Source organism: Amycolatopsis orientalis DSM 40040 = KCTC 9412, from assembly GCF_000478275.1.
Lineage (GTDB): Bacteria > Actinomycetota > Actinomycetes > Mycobacteriales > Pseudonocardiaceae > Amycolatopsis > Amycolatopsis orientalis.
This window is the reverse complement of record NZ_ASJB01000042.1, coordinates 48086-67988: the sequence shown is the minus strand read 5'-3', so window position 1 is coordinate 67988 and position 19903 is coordinate 48086. Positions and strand designations below refer to the sequence as shown.

The following is a 19903-nucleotide window of genomic DNA, read 5'->3' as shown; positions in this document are numbered from 1 at the left end:
CGAGAACTTGGTCACCGCGCTGGTGGATGCTCCGGAGCGCAGGCTCGCGACAGTGCCGGTCGTGGATCCCGAGTTCAGTGATCTGCTGCGTGAGGTCAATGACACGGCGGTCGCGGTGCCGGACGGTGTGGTGCCGGATCTGTTCGCGGAGCAGGTCGTGCGTTCCGCGAACTCGACGGCGTTGGCCGGTGCGGGTGCCGAGCTGAGCTATGGGGAAGTCGACGCTCGGGCGAATCGGTTGGCGCGGAAACTGATCGCCGGTGGAGTGGGGCCGGAGTCGGTGGCGGCCTTGGTGCTGGACCGTTCGCCGGAGTTGATGGTCGCGGTTCTGGCGGTGCTCAAGGCGGGAGGCGCGTACCTCGCGATCGATCCCGCTCTCCCGCCGGAGCGGATCCGGTTCATGCTGGAGGATTCTTCGGCGGCGCTGGTGCTGGATTCGCCGGGGTACGTGACCGAGACCGCCGGGTTCGGCGCCGACCCGGTGACCGACGCCGATCGGGTTTCGCCTTTGTTGCCGGGACATCCGGCGTATGTCGTGTACACCTCGGGGTCGACAGGGACACCGAAGGGTGTGGTCGTCACCCACCGGGGTTGCGTGAATCTGTCGGCGAGCCACGGTCGTTTCGGCGTGGGCCCGGGATCTCGGGTGGCCCAGTTCGCGTCGTCGGGTTTCGACCTCTTCTGTGAAGAATGGCTGCTGGCGCTCCTGTCGGGGGCCGCGCTGGTGATCGTGCCGCCGGAGCGGCGGCTGGGTGCCGAGCTGGCCCGGTTTCTCGCCGAATCCGGGGTGACGCACGCGTCGCTGCCGCCCGCCGTGGTGGCGACGATGCCCGACGGCGTGCTGGATCCGGCGTTCGTGCTGGACGTCGGAGGTGAGGCGTGCCCGCCGGAACTGGTCGAACGGTGGACGTCGGATGGCCGCACGATGTTCAACACCTATGGTCCGAGCGAGGTGACCGTCGACGCGACCGCGTGGCGGTGCCGCCCCGGTCTCGAACCGGGACAGGCGGTGCCGATCGGTCGCCCCATCACCAATACCCGGGCCTACGTCCTGGATGACGCACTGGAGCCGGTTCCGGCCGGGGTGGGCGGCGAGCTGTACCTGTCCGGGACCGGTCTGGCGCGCGGATACGCGGGCCGCGCGGGGCTGACCGGTGAACGGTTCGTGGCTTGCCCGTTCGAGTCAGGGCAGCGGATGTATCGCACGGGGGACCGGGTGCGGTGGACCGCCGACGGCGAGTTGGTGTTCCTGGGGCGGACCGATGACCAGGTGAAGATCCGTGGTTTCCGGGTGGAGCCGGGGGAGATCGAAAGCGTGCTGCTGACGCATCCGGACGTCGAGCAGGCCGTGGTGATCGCCCGGGAAGACACTCCGGGTGACCTCCGGCTGGTCGGGTATGTGATTCCGGCCGACACAGTGTCCATTGAGGACTTGAGGTCCTTCCTTGCCGAGCGGCTGCCCGCGTACCTCGTGCCGTCGGCGATCGTCGCCCTCGACGCGTTTCCTTTGACGACCAACGCGAAACTCGACCGCAAGGCACTTCCCGCACCCGACTTCGCGGGCCTCGCGGGTGCCGGTCGCGCGCCGGTGAACGCGCGGGAAGAGATCCTCTGTGCCGCGTTCGCGGACGTGCTGGGCCTGGAGCGGGTCGGTGTGGATGACGACTTCTTCGCGCTCGGCGGGCATTCCCTGCTGGCGGTGTCGCTGGTGGAATGGCTGCGTCAGCGGGGGATTTCGGTGTCGGTGCGGACGCTGTTCCTGACGCCGACCCCGGCCGGGCTGGCCGCGGCCGCCGGGGCCGAGCGGGCCGACGTACCGCCGAACCTGATCCCGGACGGTGCCACCGAGCTGACACCGGAGATGCTGCCGCTGGTCGATCTGACCGGCGAAGAGATCGCGCGCGTGGTCGCGGCGGTTCCCGGTGGCGTGCCGAACATCCAGGACGTGTATCCGCTGGCGCCGTTGCAGGAAGGCATCTTCTTCCACCACCTGATGTCCGGCCAGGACGGCACGGACGTCTACGCGACACCGACGGTGCTGGCCGTGGACAGCCTGGAGCGGGTGGACGACCTGCTGAGAGCGTTGCGCTGGGCGATCGACCGGCACGACATCTACCGCACCGCCGTCCTGTCCGACGGACTCCGGGAGCCGGTGCAGGTGGTCACCCGACGCGCCTGGCTGCCGGTCGAGGAGGTCGTTTTCGACCCGCAGGGACCGGAACCGGTCGATCAGCTGCTGTCCGCGAGCGAATCCGCCATCGACCTGACCCGCGCGCCCTTGCTGCGGGTGTGGGTGCTGGCGGCCCCGGACGGTGGCTGGCTGGTGCTGCTGCGCATCCACCACCTGATCCAGGACCACACCACCTTCGACGTGCTGCTCGACGAACTCCGCACGTTCCTCTCCGGGCAGGCGGACCGGATGCCGCCACCGGCCCGTTTCCGTGACTTCGTCGCGCAGGCACGGCGCGGAGCGTCCACGGAAGACCACGAACGCTACTTCGCCCGGCTCCTCGACGGCGTCGACGAGACCACCGCTCCCTACGGCCTCACGAACGTTTACGGCGACGGCACCGACTCCGCGCAGGTCCGGTTGCCGGTGGACGCCACGTTGACCCGGCGGCTGCGCGCACTGGCGCGGACGTTCGGGGTGAGTTCGGCGACGCTGTTCCACCTGGCGTTCGCGCGGGTACTCGGGACGCTGTCCGGCCGGGACGACGTCGTGTTCGGCACTGTCCTGTTCGGACGGATGAACTCGGACGCCGGCCGCACCCCGGGACTGTTCATCAACACGCTTCCGGTGCGGGTGCGCCTGGCGGGTCCGAGCGTGGCCGAGGCCCTCACGGCGGTACGCCGCCAGCTCGCCGAGCTGATGGTCCACGAACACACCCCGCTCGCCACGGCGCAACGGGCCGGTGGGGCCACCGGAACGAGCCCCTTGTTCACCGCGCTGTTCAACTACCGGCACAACCAGCCCGCCGAACAGGACTCCGGCGGCGGTCTCGACGGCGTGACCCCGGTACTGGTGCGGGACTACTCGAACTATCCGATGGTCGTGTCGGTGGACGACGACGGCACCGGTTTCGAGCTGGAGGTGGAGGCCGCCACCGCGGTCGACCCGACCTGGGCGGCCGAACTCATGCTCACGTGCGCCGAGAGCCTGGCGATCGCCCTGGAACAGGATCCGGGCACTCCTTTGTCCACAGTGGACGTGCTCGGTACGGCCGGGCGGGAGCGGATCCTCGCGGAGTGGAACGACACCGCGGTTCCTCGTCCCGGCGGGTCGGTGCCGGAGGTCTTCGCGGCCTGCGTCGCGGCGGATCCGGATGCGATCGCCGTGGTGGAGGCCGGCCGCGAACTCACCTACCGCGAACTGGACGCGCGTTCGGACCGGCTCGCGCGGGTACTCGCGGGCGGCGGGATCGGCCCGGAACCGGTGTTCGCCGTGCTGATGGAACGGTCCGCCGAGCTGGTCGTGGCCGCCCTCGCCGCACTGAAGGCCGGTGGGGTGTACCTGCCGCTGGACCCGGCCTGGCCGCCGGACCGGACGCGTTCGGTGCTGAAGGACTCGGGTGCCTGTTTACTGGTGGTGAGCGACGCGATAGCCGGGCAGGACCTCGGTGTCGCGGAAGTGCGGGCGGACGCCGGGGCGGACCGAGGTGCACTGCCGGTCGTCCGGGACGCCGCCGCGGCGTACGTGATGTACACGTCGGGATCGACCGGGGTGCCGAAGGGCGTGGTGGCCTTGCACCGCGATGTCGTGGCGTTGGCGAAGGATCGCTGCTGGGGTGTGACGTCGCGGGTGTTGTTCCACGCGCCGCACGCCTTCGACGCGTCGTCGTACGAGCTGTGGGTGCCGTTGCTGTCCGGTGGCACGGTGGTGGTGGCACCGGATGACCGCGTCGACGCGACTGTGTTGCAGCGGCTGATCACGGACCACGGCCTGACGCACGTGCACGTGACGGCGGGTCTGTTGCGTGTGCTCGTCGACGAGGACGCGGCTTGCTTCGCAGGTCTGCGTGAGGTGCTGACGGGTGGTGACGTGGTTCCGGCCGGTTCGGTGCGGCGGGTGCTGGAGTCGAATCCCGGGGTCAGGGTTCGGCAGTTGTACGGGCCGACCGAGGTGACGTTGTGCGCCACGCAGCACGAGACCGTTGCCCCGGACGGGGTCGGCGGGGTGCTGCCGATCGGGCGCCCGCTGGACAACACCCGGGTCTACGTACTGGACGACGCTCTCGACGTGGTCCCGGTGGGTGTGGCCGGTGAACTGTACGTCGCCGGAGCGGGCGTCTCGCGGGGTTATCTGCATCGTCCTTTGTGGACCGCCGAGCGGTTCGTGGCCTGCCCGTTCGACGGCGCGGGTGGCCGGATGTACCGCACGGGGGACCGGGTGAAATGGGACGCCGAGGGGCGGCTGGTGTTCGTCGGCCGGGCGGACGGTCAGGTGAAGATCCGCGGCTTCCGGGTCGAGCCGGGCGAGGTCGAGGCCGTGCTCGCCGGGCATCCGGCGGCCGCGCAGGCCGCGGTCGTCGTCCGGGAAGACGTTCCCGGTGACAAGCGGCTCGTCGGCTACGTGGTACCCCGGGACGTATCCGACGTCGAACCCTGGCGGAGCTACCTGTCCGAGCGGTTGCCGGACTATCTCGTGCCGTCGGCGTTCGTGGAGCTGGACCGTTTCCCGGTGACGGTCAACGGGAAGGTGGACCGGGCGGCGTTGCCCGCGCCCGAGTACGCGGCCGGTGCGGGCCGGGCTCCGGCGAACGCCACGGAAGAGCTGCTGTGCCAGGCCTTCGCCGATGTCCTGGGGCTGCCGTCGGCCGGGATGGACGACGACTTCTTCGCCCTCGGCGGGCATTCGCTGCTGGCGATGCGGCTGGTGAGTCAAGTGCGCCTGGCGCTTTCGGTCGAGGTGCCGTTGCGCACGCTGTTCGACGCCCCGACTCCCGCGCGCCTGGCGGCCCGGCTCACCGAGGTGACCGCGCCGGGCCGGGTGGCGCTGGTGGCGCGGGAGCGGCCGGAACCGATGCCGTTGTCGTTCGCGCAGCGCCGGTTGTGGTTCCTGGGCCGGTTGGAGGGCCCGAGTGCCACCTACAACATCCCCGTGGCGCTGCGCCTGACCGGGCCGTTGGACCGGGCGGCCTTCGCGGCGGCGTTGCGCGACGTGGCCGGGCGGCACGAGGTGCTGCGCACCGTGTTCCGGACCGCCGGGGGAGAGCCGTACCAGTGCGTGCTTCCGGTGGAGGAGTCCGCGTTCGCGCTGGACGTGGCCGAGGTGGCGGCCGGGGAACTCGGCGACGCGATCGCCGAAGCCGCCGGGCACGCGTTCGATCTCGCCGCCGAACCGCCGATCCGGGCGTCGTTGTTCCCGGTGACGCCGGAGGAACACGTCTTCGTCCTGGTCGTGCACCACATCGCGGGCGACGGCTGGTCGATGGAACCCCTGGCCCGTGACCTGTCCACGGCGTACGCGGCGCGGCTGGCCGGTGGGAGCCCGACGTGGAAGCCGCTCCCCGTCCAGTACGCCGACTACACCTTGTGGCAACGGGAACTGCTCGGCGAGGACCTCATGGCGCGGCAGATCGCGTACTGGCGCGACGCGCTCGACGGCGCACCGGAGGAGCTGGACCTGCCCGCCGACCGGCCCCGGCCCGCGGAGGGTTCGCGCCGCGGGCATCCGGCCGGGGTCGAGATCCCGGCGGACCTGCACCGCGCGCTGCTGGAGCTGGCGCGCGGCGAGGGCGTGACCGTGTTCATGGCGCTGCAGGCGGGACTCGCCGTGACCCTCTCGCGGCACGGGGCGGGTACGGACATCCCGATCGGCGTCGCGGTGGCGGGACGGGCCGACCAGGCCCTGGACGAACTGGTGGGCTTCTTCGTCAACACCCTCGTCCTGCGCACCGACCTGTCCGGCGAGCCCAGCTTCGCCGAGGTGCTCGGCCGTGTCCGCGAGACCTCGCTGTCCGCGTTCGCGCACCAGGACGTCCCGTTCGAACGGCTGGTGGAGGAGCTGGCCCCGGTCCGCTCCCTCGCCCGGCATCCGTTGTTCCAGGTGCTGATGACCCTGCAGAACACCGGCCGCGCCGGGGAGCCGCCGCTGGACCTCCCGGGGTTGCGGGCCGTGGCGCTGCCTTCCGCGGTCAAGTCGCTCGAGGTCGACCTCGATCTGAGCCTCGGCGAGAGCTTCGACAAAGCGGGCGCGCCGGCCGGGATCAGCGGCACCCTCCTCGTCTCCGCCGACCTGTTCGACTCCGGCACCGCCGTGCTGCTGACGGATCGGCTGGTCCGGGTGCTGCGGACGATGGCACGGGATCCGCGCGCCCCGATCGCCTCGGTGGACGTGCTCGCGGCGGACGAACGCCGGCGGATCCTGACGGAGTGGAACGCGATGCCGGTGGCCGTCCCGGAGGTGTCGGTGCCGGAGGCGTTCGCGCGCCGGGCTGTCGCCGATCGGGACGCGGTGGCCGTGATCGCCGAGGGCGTCCGGCTCGGCTACGGCGAACTGGACGCGCGGGCAGACCGGCTGGCGCGGGTGCTGGCCGCTGCGGGAGTGGGACCGGAGTCGGTCGTCGCGGTGCTGCTGGAGCGCTCGGCCGACGTCGTGGTGACCCTGCTGGCGGTGCTGAAGGCCGGTGGCGCCTATCTGCCGCTGGACACCGGCTGGCCGGTCGCGCGGATGCGCGCCGTGGCCGGGGACGCGGGCGCCGGGGTGCTGGTGGTGCACGACGAGACGGCTCAGCACGACCTCGGGATCCCGGCGATCCGGGCGGACGCCGGGACGGACGTCGCGGTGGATCTTCCCGGCGCGGTCTCGCCGGACGGTGCCGCGTACGTGATGTACACCTCGGGTTCGACCGGGACGCCGAAGGGTGTGGTGGTAAGCCATCGGGACGTCGTGCGGTTGGCGAAGGATCGCTGCTGGGGTGTGACCCCGCGGGTGTTGTTCCACGCGCCCCACGCTTTCGACGCGTCGTCGTACGAGTTGTGGGTGCCGTTGCTGTCGGGCGGCACGGTGGTGGTGGCACCCGTGGAGCGGATGGACGCGACCGTGCTGCGACGGCTGATCACGGACCACGCGCTGTCGCATGTGCATGTCACCGCGGGCCTGTTCCGGGTGCTCGCCGATCGGGATCCGCGGTGTTTCACCGGTCTGCGTGAGGTCCTGACGGGCGGCGACGTGGTCCCGCCGGACGCGGTGCGGCGGGTGCTGGAGGCCGTTCCGGGTGTGCGGGTGCGGCAGTTGTACGGGCCGACCGAGGTGACGTTGTGCGCGACCCAGTACGAGGTGGCGGATCCCGGTGCGGTGGCGGGTGTCCTGCCGATCGGGCGGCCGCTCGACAACACCCGCGTGTACGTGCTGGACGAAGGATTGCGGCCGGTTCCGGTGGGGGTCGCCGGTGAGCTGTACGTGGCCGGCGCGGGTGTCGCGCGCGGCTACCTCAATCGTCCTTTGTGGACGGCGGAGCGGTTCGTGGCATGCCCGTTCGGCGGGACGGGCGAACGGATGTACCGCACGGGCGACCGGGTGAAGTGGGATTCCGCCGGGCGGCTGGTGTTCGTCGGCCGCGTGGACGAGCAGGTGAAGATCCGCGGTTTCCGGGTCGAGCCCGCCGAAGTCGAGGCCGTGCTCGCCGGGCATCCGGCGGTCGCGCAGGCCACCGTCCTCGTGCGGGAGGACGTCCCGGGGGACAAACGGCTCGTCGGCTACCTGGTACCCGCGGACACCGGGACCTCGATCGCCGACGCGGTGAGCGCGCACACCGCCGAGCGGCTGCCCGGGTACCTGGTGCCTTCGGCGTTCGTGGAACTGGACGCCCTGCCGCTGACGGTCAACGGGAAGGTGGACCGGGCGGCGCTCCCCGGCCCCCGGCACGACACGGGCGGCGGACGTGCTCCCGCCACCGCCCAGGAAGAGCTGGTGTGCCAGGCGTTCGCCGAGATCCTCGGCTTGCCCGCGGTCGGCGCCGACGACGATTTCTTCGCACTCGGAGGGCATTCGCTGTCGGCGGTGTCCTTGGTCGAGTGGTTGCGCCACCGCGGGGTGTCGGTCTCGGTGCGAGCCCTGTTCGTGACGCCGACGCCGGCCGCGCTGGCGGCGGTGGCGGGTCCGGAACCGGTGGCGGTCCCGCCGAACCTGATCCCGCCGGACGCCGACGAGGTCACGCCGGGAATGCTGCCGCTGATCGACCTGACCGAGGCCGAGATCGCGCGGGTGGTCGAGGCGGTTCCCGGTGGGGCGCCCAACATCCAGGACGTCTATCCGCTGGCGCCGTTGCAGGAAGGCATCTTCTTCCACCACCTGATGACCGACCGGGGTGGTGACGACGTCTACGCCATGCCGTTCGTCCTGCGTTTCGGGGCGAGGCAACGACTTGAAGCCTTCCTGTCCGCGCTGCGGCAGGTGATCGACAGGCACGACGTCTACCGCACCGCGCTCGTCTCGGACGGGCTGGCCGAGCCGGTCCAGGTCGTGTGGCGGCACGCCGAGCTGCCGGTCACCGAGGTCACCCTCGACGCCGACGGCGGGGACGCGGTCGGGCAACTGCTGGCCGCCGCGGGTGGGTGGATGGACCTGCGCCGGGCGCCGCTGCTGACCGTGCACCTCGCGGCCGAACCCGGCGACGGTGCCGGATGGCTGGTGCTGATCCGGATGCACCACCTCGTCCAGGACCACACGGCGCTCGACATCGTGCTCGACGAGATCAAGGCGATACTGGCGGGCCGGGCCGACAGATTGCCCGCTCCCGCGCCGTTCCGGGACTTCGTGGCGCAAGCCCGGCTCGGCGTCCCCGAGGAGGCGCACCGGGAGTATTTCGCCGGGCTCGTCGGGGATGTCACGGAGACCACCGCGCCCTACGGACTGCTGGACGTGCACGGCGACGGCACGGAAACCGGGCAGACCAGGCTGACGGTGGACGACGGCCTGGCGACGCGGGTGCGGGCGCTGGCGCGATCGCTCGGGATGAGCCCGGCGACGCTCTTCCACCTGGCGTGGGCGCGGCTGCTCGCGGCGGTGGCCGGGCGCGACGACGTCGTGTTCGGCACGGTGCTGCTCGGCCGGTCGAGCGTCGGCGCGGACCGGGTGCCCGGGCTGTTCATGAACACCCTCCCGGTACGGGTCGGCCTGGCCGGGAAGCCGGTGGGAACGGCGCTGACGGAGCTGCGTGACCAGCTCGCCGAGCTGCTGGTGCACGAACACGCGCCGCTGACACTGGCCCAGGAGGCCGGTGGCCTGCCCCACGGCAGCCCGTTGTTCGCCGCGCTGTTCAACTACCGGCACGCCCGGCCCGTCGTCGTCGAGCCCGGCGACGTGCTCGGCGACGTCGAGACCGTGTTCACCCAGGAGCACGACAACTACCCGCTGAGCGTGTCGATCGACGACGACGGCGTGGAGTTCAGTGTCTTCGTCGGTGTCGTGCGGCCGGTGGACGCGGACCGGTTCGCCAGGCTGCTGCACACCTCGCTCGCGAAGCTCACCACCGCGCTGGAGGAGACCCCGGACCTTCCGCTCCTGTCGCTGGACGTGCTCGACGTGACCGGCCGGGCCCGTCCTGAACCGGGTACGGGCGCCGGAGCCGATCGGCTCGCGCGGCGGCTGACCGCGTTCGGCGTGCGCCGGGAGTCGGTGGTCGCGATCGGTGTGCGGGAGCCCGCCGATCTGGCGGTGGCACTGGCCGCCGTCGGCCGGGTGGGCGGCGGTCACGTGCTCGTCGATCCGGCGGATCCGCCGGAGCAGGTCGCCGCCACGCTCACCGGCGCCGGCGCGCTGGTGCTGATCACCACGACCGAGGAGGCGAAGAGCCTGCCCGGCTGGCCGCGTCGCCTGCTGCTCGACGAGGCCGAAGTGGAGGCCCCGGGCCGCGCGGTGTTCGTCCCGCAGGCGAGCGCGCCGGGCACCGGGCGCGCGCCCGCCACCGCGCACGAAGAGCTGTTGTGCCGGGTGTTCGCGCAGGTGCTGGGTCTTGAGCGGGTCGGACCCGACGACGACTTCTTCGCGCTCGGCGGGAACTCCCTGCTGGCGACCCGGCTGGTGAGCCGCGTGCGCTCGGTGCTCGGCGTCGAGCTGTCGATCCGGGTCCTGTTCGAGACGCTGACCGTGGCCCGCCTCGCCGAACGGCTGGGGCAGGCGGAGACCGGCAGGCCGGCGCTGACGGCCCGGGAGCGACCGGAGCGGCCACCGGTTTCCTTCGCACAACGCAGGCTGTGGTTCGTCAGCCAGCTCGAAGGGTCGAGTGCGAGCTACAGCAACACGATCGCGCTCCGGCTGCGCGGCACGCTGATCCCGGCGGCGCTGGCCACGGCGCTGCGGGACGTGATCGCCCGCCACGAGGTGCTGCGGACGGTGCTCCCGGTCGAGGACGGCGAGCCGTACCAGCGGATCCTGCCGATCGAGGAGATCGATTTCCGGCTGCCGGTGGTCGGGGTCGCGGCCGGGGAGGTCGCGGACGAGATCGACCGTGCGGCGGGTTACGCCTTCGACTTCGCCACGGAGATCCCGATCCGGGCACGGCTGCTCCGCGTGGCACCGGACGACCACGTCCTCGTGCTGGCGGTGCACCACATCGCGACCGACGGCTGGTCGACCGCGGCGCTGGCACGGGATCTGTCGGTCGCGTACCCGGCACGCGCGGCGGGGCAGGCGCCGGAGTGGGCGCCGCTGCCCGTCCAATACGCGGATTTCGCGCTCTGGCAACGGGATCTGCTCGGCGACGCCGACGCCCCGGAGAGCGTGCTGTCCCGGCAGCTGGCGTTCTGGCGCGAAACCCTCGCCGGTGTCCCCGAAGAGATCCCGCTGCCGGTGGACCGGCCTCGTCCCGCGGTGGCGACGCACCGGGGCGGCGAGGTCATGGTGGAGCTGTCCTCGGCTCTGCACCGGCGGATCGTGGACCTCGCCTCGGCCGAACAGGTCACCGTTTTCATGGTGCTCCAAGCGGGTTTCGCGGCCCTGCTGAGCAGACTGGGCGCGGGCGCCGACGTCCCGATCGGCACCGCGGTGGCCGGCCGCACCGACGACGCGCTGGACGACCTGGTCGGGTTCTTCGTCAACATGCTGGTGCTGCGCACCGACGTCTCGGGCGACCCGGCCTTCGCCGAGCTGCTGCGGCGGGTGCGGGAGACCGACCTGGCGGCGTACGCGCATCAGGACCTGCCGTTCGACCGGGTCGTGGAGGAGTTCGTCCCGGAGCGTTCCCTGTCGCGGCAGCCGCTGTTCCAGGTGGCGCTGGACGTGCGGAACGCGCCCGAGGCGGAGCTCCGGCTCCCCGGGCTGGAGGTGAGCGGCGAACCGGTCGCCCACGGCGTCGCCCGGTACGACCTCATGCTCAGCCTCGCCGAGCGACGCGACGAGGAGGGCGCACCGGACGGCATGTCGGGTGCGCTGGAGTTCGGTGCCGACGTGTTCGACCGGTCGACGGCGGAGGCACTCGTCGCACGGCTGGTGCGGCTGCTGGAAGCCGCCGTGGCCGAACCCGCCCGCCCGCTGAGCCGGATCGACCTCCTGACCGGAGCCGAACGCCGTCAGGTGCTCGGCGAGGGGAATCCGTCAGGTGCCGGAGTGTCCGAAGCGACGGTGCCCGGGCTCTTCGCCGCGCAGGTCGCGCGGCGGGGGGAAGCGGTCGCGCTGGAGACCGGGGACACCGTCCTCGGGTACGCGGAACTGGACGCGCGCTCCGACCGGCTGGCCGCCGTCCTCGCCGGGCACGGCGCGGGCCCCGAGTCGGCGGTGGCCGTGGTGCTGGACCGTTCGGTCGATCTGGTGATCGCGTTCCTCGCCGTGCTCAAGGCGGGCGCCGCCTATTTCCCGGTCGACCCGGTGCTCCCGCCGGAACGGATCGAGTACGTGCTCGGCGACGCGCGGCCGGTCTGCGTGCTGACGACCATCGAGCGCAGGGTGTCGATCCCGGAGGGCACGGCGCCGCCGGTCGTCGTCCTCGACGCGGCCGAGGAGCGGAAGACCGCGCCCGTCGTCCCGCCGCTGCCGGATCATCCGGCCTACCTCATCTACACCTCGGGCTCGACGGGGCGGCCGAAGGGCGTGGTGGTCCCGCACCGCGGCATCGCCGCCCTCGTGGCCTCCCAGGTCGAACGGCTCGCCGTCACCGATGAGAGCCGGGTGCTGCAGTTCGCGTCCCCGGGGTTCGACGCGTCGGTCTGGGAACTGGTGATGGCGCTGTGCACCGGCGCCCGCCTGGTGGTGACCGAGGACCTGCTTTCGGGCGCCGGGCTCTCCGAAGTCGTCGCCAGGCACGGGGTGACCCACGCGACCCTGCCGCCCGCCTTGCTCGCCGCGTCCGCGCCGGAGGATCTGGCGCCGGTCACCACCCTGGTGTCGGCGGGCGAGGCGCTCACCGCCGACGTCGTGCGGCGCTGGGCATCCGGACGCCGGTTCGTGAACGCCTACGGACCGAGCGAGACCACCGTCTGCTCGTCGATGTCGGAGCCGCTTTCGCCCAGCGGCCCGCCCGACATCGGGGCCGCGGTCCTCGACACCCGCGTCTACGTCCTCGACGACGCCCTGGCCCCGGCGCCGCCCGGAGTGCGGGGGGAGCTGTACGTGGCCGGGGCCGGCCTGGCCCGCGGCTACCTCGGACGGACGGCGATGACCGCCGAACGCTTCGTCGCCTGCCCGTTCGGGTCAGGGCAGCGGATGTACCGCACCGGCGACCGCGCCCGCTGGACCACCGGCGGACGGCTGCTCTTCGAGGGCCGGGTCGACGACCAGCTGAAGATCCGCGGCTTCCGCATCGAGCCGGACGAGATCGCGCGGGTGCTGGCGGAGCATCCGGCGGTCGCCGACGCGGCGGTCGTGGCCAGGGAGTACCGGGCGGGCGACCGGCGCTTGGTCGCCTACCTGGTCCGCGCGGAGCCGGGGACCGACGACCTCGGCGAAGTGCTCCGGGAGTACACCCTGAGCAGGTTGCCCGCGTACATGGTGCCCGTCGCGTTCGTCGAACTCGACGCGCTTCCGTTGACCGTCAACGGGAAACTCGACCGCAAGGCGCTTCCCGCGCCCGGACACGGCACCGCTGGGGCGGGACGGGCGCCCGCCACGCGGGAGGAAGAACTCGTCTGCGAGGCGTTCGCCGAGATCCTCGAGTTGCCCCGGGTCGGCCCCGACGACCATTTCTTCGCCCTCGGCGGGCATTCCCTGCTGGGCACCCGCTTGCTCAGCCGGATCAGGGCGGTCGCGGGTGCCGAGGTGCCGCTCCGGGTGCTGTTCGAGAACCCGACCGCCGCCGAGGTGGCCGCGTGGATCGTGGCGAACGCCGGTACCGGCAAGAAAACGAGGCCGGTACTCCGGCCCATGCGTGAGCACGAAAAGGAGTTCTGATGATTCCGTTGTCGTTCGCGCAGCGCCGGCTGTGGTTCCTCTGGCGGCTGGACGGCCCCAGCGACACCTTCACCATCCCGCTGGCGCTGCGGTTGACCGGGGAGCTGGACCGCGCCGCGCTCGCCGCCGCCCTGCTGGACGTACTCGGCCGCCACGAGGTACTGCGGACCGTGTTCCCCGCCCAGGACGGCGAACCCTGTCAGCGAGTGCTCCGGGCCGACGAGACGGGCTTCGAACTCGAGGTCGTCGAGGGAGCGGTACCGGAGGACGCGGTGGCGCGTGCGAGCGCGTACGCCTTCGACCTGGCGAACGAGATCCCGGTCCGGGCCCGGCTGTTCCCGGTGGGCCCGCGTGAGCACGTGCTGGTACTGGTGGTGCACCACATCGCCGCCGACGGCTGGTCGATGGGCCCGCTGCTGCGCGATCTCTCCACCGCGTACGCGGCACGGCTGGCGGGCGGCGCGCCGGAGTGGACGCCGCTTCCGGTGCAGTACGCCGATTACACGTTGTGGCAGCGTGAACTCCTCGGTGCGGAGGACGATCCGGAGAGCACCCTGACCGAGCAGGTGTCGTTCTGGCGGCGAGCCCTCGCCGGGGCACCGGAAGAACTGGACCTGCCGGGTGACCGGCCGCGTCCGGCACAGCTGAGCCCCCGTGGTCACACCGCCGAGCTGGAACTGGGCGCGGACACGCATCGGCGGCTGCTGGAGCTGGCGCGGGCGCACGGGGCCACCCTGTTCATGGTGGTGCATTCCGCGCTGGCGGTGCTGCTGTCCCGGCTGGGAGCCGGCGTGGATCTCCCGATCGGGACCCTGGTCGCGGGCCGGACCGACGAGGGGCTCGACGACCTCGTCGGCTGCTTCGTCAACAACCTGGTGATCCGGGCCGACCTGTCGGGCGATCCGACCTTCGCCGAAGTCCTCGGTCGGGTACGGAAAGCCGCGCTGAACGCCTACGAAAACCAGGACGTGCCGTTCGAGAAGCTGGTCGAGGAGCTGTCGCCGACCCGATCGCTGTCCCGTCATCCCCTGTTCCAGGTGATGGCCGCGGTGGAAACCGCGGATCTGGTCTCCGCCGGACGCGGCGGCGGGCCGGCGCTGGAGCTGCCCGGCCTGCGGATCGACCTGATCCCCGACGACCGGCGGTCCGACGATCTCGACCTCGATCTCGTGGTGCGGGAGACCCTCGACACCGAGGGAAACCCGACGGGGCTGCAGGGTGCCCTCATCGGCGCGGCGGACCTGTTCGACGTCGAGACCGTCGAACGGATCGTGACGTGGCTGGGCCGCGTCCTGGAGACCGTCGCGGCCGAACCGTCCGTCCCCGTCCGGTCCTTGCGGATTCTCGACCACGGTGAACGGCGCCGGGTACTGCGGGAATGGAACGACACGGCGGTCGCCGCGCCGAGTGGGCTGGTGCCGGATTTGTTCGCCGCACAGGTGATGCGTTCTCCGGATTCGACGGCGTTGGTGGGTGACGGTGTCGAGTTGAGTTATGCGGAGGTGGACGCTAGGGCGAATTGTTTGGCGCGTGAGCTGATTGCGGTGGGGGTGGGGCCGGAGTCGGTGGTGGCTGTGGTGTTGGAGCGTTCGCCGGATTTGGTGGTCGCGATTCTGGCGGTGCTAAAAGCCGGTGGCGCGTATCTCGCCATCGATCCGGGTCTGCCGGAGGAGCGGGTTCGGTTTCTGGTGGAGGATTCGGCGGCGGGTGTGGTGGTGGGTGGTGGGCTGAAGGGGCCTTTCGTCGCATCGCATGCGGTGAGGGGCGCTTTCGTGGCGTGGGATGAGGTGAAAGCGTCCTTCAGCTCTCCGGTCGCCCCGGTGACCGACATCGACCGAGTGGCGTCGTTGAGGCCAGAGAATCCGGCGTATGTGGTGTATACGTCGGGGTCGACTGGGGTGCCGAAGGGTGTGGTGGTTTCTCATCGGGGTTTTGTGAATTTGTCGGTGAGTCATGGTCGGTTTGGGGTGGGTGCGGGGTCTCGGGTGGCGCAGTTCGCGTCGTCGGGGTTCGACATGTTCTGCGAAGAATGGTTGCTGGCGTTGCTGTCGGGGGCGGCGTTGGTGATCGTGCCGCCGGAGCGGCGTTTGGGTGCCGAGTTGGCGGGGTTCTTGGCCGAGTTCGGGGTGACGCATGCGACGTTGCCGCCCGCCGCGGTGGCCAGCCTGCCGCAAGACGGTCTGCCCGAAGGGTTCGTACTCGATGTGGGCGGGGAAGCCTTGCCGGGCGAGCTGGTTTCCCGGTGGGCCACCGATCATGTGATGTTCAACAGTTACGGCCCGGCCGAAACCACCGTGAACGCGGCGGTGTGGCGGTGCCGGGCCGACGGAGTGGCCACCGTCCCGATTGGACGGCCGATCCCGAACACCCGGGTGTACGTCCTCGACGACGCGCTGGAGCCGGTACCGGCCGGTGTGAGCGGCGAGCTGTACGTGGCCGGAACTGGTCTGGCGCGGGGCTATGCGGGCCGCGCGGGACTGACCGGCGAGCGATTCGTGGCGTGCCCGTTCGAACCCGGCCAGCGGATGTACCGCACCGGCGACCGGGTGCGCTGGAACGCCGACGGCGAGCTGGTGTTCCTGGGCCGTACCGATGACCAGGTGAAGATCCGCGGTTTCCGGGTTGAACCGGGTGAGATCGAAAGCGCGCTGCTGACGCATCCGGACGTCGAGCAGGCCGTGGTCATAGCCCGGGAAGACACTCCGAACGACCTCCGGCTGGTCGGCTATGTGATTCCGGCCGACACAGTGTCCATTGAGGACTTAAGATCCTTCCTGGCCGAGCGGCTGCCCGCGTACCTCGTGCCGTCGGCGATCATCGCCCTCGACGCCTTTCCCTTGACGGCCAACGCGAAACTCGACCGCAAAGCACTACCGGCCCCGGACTTCGCGGCCCTCGCGGGCACGGGGCGCGCACCCGAGACAGCGCGAGAGGAAATCCTCTGCGCCGCGTTCGCGGACGTGCTGGGCCTGGAACGGGTCGGCGTCGACGACGACTTCTTCGCCCTCGGCGGGCATTCCCTGCTCGTGGTGTCGCTGGTGGAATGGCTGAGGCAGCGTGGCGTTTCGGTGTCGGTGCGGGCCCTGTTCCTGACGCCGACCCCGGCCGGGCTGGCCGCGGTGGCGGGTCCGGAACCGGTGGCGGTCCCACCGAACCTCATCCCGCCGGACGCCGACGAGATCACGCCGGAAATGGTGCCGCTGGCCGACCTGACCGAAACCGAGATCGCCCACGTGGTCGAGGCGGTTCCCGGTGGGGCGCCGAACATCCAGGACGTGTACCCGCTGGCACCGCTGCAGGAAGGCATCTTCTTCCACCACCTGATGTCCGGTCAGGACGGAACCGACGTCTACGTGACGCCCACCGTCATCGAGTTCGACACGCGTGACCGCCTCGACGTCTTCCTCGCCGGGTTGCGCTGGATGGTGGACCGGCACGACATCTACCGCACCGCCGTCGTCTCGGCGGGACTGCGGGAACCCGTGCAGGTCGTGGTGCGCCACGCCGAGGTGCCGGTCGAGGAGGTCGTCCTCGATCCCGGCGGCCCCGACGCCGTCGAGCAGCTCCTGCACGCGGTGGGCGGACGGCTGGACCTGGGCCGGGCGCCGCTGATGGACGTGCACTTCGCCGCCGATCCGGGCGGCGGCCGATGGCTCGGCCTGCTGCGCGTCCACCATCTGCTGCAGGACCACACCACGCTGGAAGTGCTGCTCGACGACCTGCGGGCGTTCCTGTCCGGCCGGACCGGGGAACTGCCCTCGCCGGTGCCGTTCCGCGAATTCGTGGCGCAGGCACGGCTCGGGGTACCCCGGGAAGACTACGAGCGGTACTTCACCGCCCTCCTCGGCGACGTCACGGAAACGACCGCCCCATACGGGCTGGTCGACCTGCACGGCGACGGCACCGGATCCGAACAGGCCCACCTGTGGGTGGACGACGCGCTGGGCGACCGCGTCCGCGAGGTGGCGCGATCGTGGGGAGCGAGCCCGGCGACGGTGTTCCACCTGGCGTGGGCCCGCGTGCTGGGCGCGGTGTCGGGACGCGACGACGTCGTGTTCGGCACCGTCCTCTTCGGACGGATGAACGCCGGCACCGGCGCGGACCGCGTGCCGGGGCTGTTCATCAACACGCTGCCGGTCCGGGTCCGCCTCGATCGGCAGGGCGTCGGCGAAGCGCTGACCGGACTGCGGCATCAGCTCGCGGACCTGCTGGCCTACGAGCACGCGCCGCTGGCGCTCGCCCAAGCGGCCAGCGGACTTTCCGGCGGCGGCCCGCTGTTCAGCTCGATCTTCAACTACCGGCACAACCCGGCCACCTCGGAGGAAGACAGCCCGGCGCTGGACGGGATGAAGGTCCTGTCGGCCCGCGACCTCACGAACTACCCGCTCGCGGTCGCGGTCGACGCCCACGAGTCCGGTTTCGCGATCACCCTGGACGCGGTGGCGCCCGCCGACCCGGCGCGGGTCGGCGCGCTGCTGATCACCTGCCTGGAGGCGCTCACCACCGCACTGGCCGACGAGCCCGCCACCCCGCTGCGCACGGTGGACGTGCTGGACCAGACCGAGCTGTCGGCCCTGCTCGACGGCTGGAACGACACCGCGGTCCCGGTACCGGACGTGTCGGTACCGGACGCGTTCGCGGCCAGGGTCACGGCCGATCCCGGCGCCGTCGCGGTCGTCTCCGGCGAGATGGAGCTGTCCTACGGCGAACTGGACGCGCGGGCGGACCGGCTGGCGCGGGCGCTGGTCGCCGCGGGCGTGCGGCCGGAGTCGGCCGTGGCGGTCGCGATGGAGCGGTCGATCGACCTGGTGGTGGCGCTACTGGCGGTGCTGAAGGCGGGCGGCGTGTTCGTCCCGCTGGACACCGGATGGCCGGAGGCCCGGCTGCGCGCGGTGGCCGCGGACGCGGGCGCCTGCCTGCTGCTGGCGCACGAGGCGACCGCCGGGCTCGAACTCGGGGTCGCGGCGTTGACGGTCGAGGCCGAGGCGGGCACCGCGGTCGAGCTGCCGGACCCGGTGCCGCCGGGTTGTGCCGCCTACGTGATGTACACGTCGGGCTCGACAGGGGAGCCGAAGGGCGTGGTGGCCACCCACGGGGACGTGGTGCGCCTGGCGATGGACCGGTGCTGGGGTGCCGCGACCCGGGTGCTGTTCCACGCTCCCCAGGCGTTCGACGCGTCGTCGTACGAACTGTGGGTGCCGTTGCTGTCGGGCGGCACCGTGGTGATCGCCCCCGACGAGCGCGTCGACGCGGCCCTGATCCGGCGGTTGATCGCCGCGCACGACGTGACGCACGTCCACGTGACCGCCGGTCTGCTGCGGGCACTGGCCGAGGACGACCCAGGCTGCTTCGCCGGGGCGCGCGAGGTGCTGACGGGCGGGGACGTGGTGACGGCCGACGCCGTGCGCCGGGTCTTGGCGGCCGGTTCGCGGGTGGTCGTGCGGCATCTCTACGGGCCGACCGAGGTCACGCTGTGCGCCACCCAGCACGAGATCACCGACGCCGCCGGGACCGCCGGCGCGCTGCCCATCGGGCGGCCACTGGACAACACCCGCGTCTACGTCCTCGACGACGGGCTCAACGTGGTCCCGGTGGGGGTCGCCGGTGAGCTTTACGTGGCAGGGGCGGGTATCGCACGCGGCTACGTCAACCGCGCGCAGACCACGGCGGAACGGTTCGTCGCCTGCCCGTACGGGCCGGGCGGGCGGATGTACCGCACCGGGGACCTGGCCCGGTGGACGCCGGACGGACGGCTGGTGTTCGCCGGGCGCGCGGACGACCAGGTGAAGATCCGCGGGTTCCGGGTGGAACCGGGTGAGGTCGAGGCCGTGCTCGCCGGGCATCCGGCGGTCGCGCAGGCCACCGTCGCCGTGCGGGAGGACGTCCCGGGGGACAAGCGGCTGATCGCCTACGTGGTGCCCGTGGACGGGGGCGCGGGGATCACCGACGCCGTACGCGACCACCTGGCCGCACGCCTGCCCGAATACCTGATCCCGGCGGCGTTCGTGGAACTGGGCGCGCTTCCGCTGACGGTCAACGGGAAGGTGGACCGGGCGGCGTTGCCCGCGCCCGAGTACGCGATCGGGGCAGGCAGGGCTCCGGCGAACGCCACGGAAGAGCTGCTGTGCCAGGCCTTCGCCGACGTCCTGGGGCTGCCGTCGGCCGGGATGGACGACGACTTCTTCGCCCTCGGCGGGCATTCGCTCCTGGTGATGCAGCTGGTGAGCCGGGTCCGCGCGACCCTGGCCGTCGAACTCCCGATCCGGACCGTGTTCGAGGCCCGCACCCCCGCCCGGCTGGCGGTGAGGCTCGCCGAGGTCGCCGCGCCGGGACGGGCGGCGCTGGCGGCGCGGGAGCGGCCGGAGCGGGTGCCGTTGTCGTTCGCGCAGCGGCGGTTGTGGTTCTTGAGCCGCTTGGAGGGTCCGAGCCCTACCTACAACATCCCCTTGGCGCTGCGCCTGACCGGTTCCTTGGACCGGACGGCTTTCGCGGCCGCGCTCCAGGACGTGGTCGGGCGGCACGAGGTGTTGCGTACCGTGTTCGCGCTGGCCGACGGCGAGCCGTACCAGCGCGTGCTCT

The 19903-nt window shown here is 71.8% G+C and carries 2 protein-coding genes (both cut by a window edge); both read left to right on the top strand.

Translation table 11 applies throughout. The annotated features are described in order from the left end of the window. A protein-coding gene (locus L324_RS10690) for a non-ribosomal peptide synthetase (protein WP_051173838.1) crosses the window boundary here: on the top strand, positions 1–13324 show its 3' portion. The gene continues 7694 nt to the left of window position 1, outside the view; 13324 of the gene's 21018 nt are visible here — the last part of the coding sequence; the start codon falls outside the window, past its left edge; it ends in the stop codon at positions 13322–13324. Further along, positions 13324–19903: the 5' portion of a non-ribosomal peptide synthetase gene (locus L324_RS10685; RefSeq protein WP_051173837.1), read on the top strand. Its footprint extends 19583 nt past the window's final position; 6580 of the gene's 26163 nt are visible here — the first part of the coding sequence; its start codon is at positions 13324–13326; the stop codon falls past the right edge of the window. Before L324_RS10690 ends, L324_RS10685 begins: the two co-directional genes overlap by 1 nt.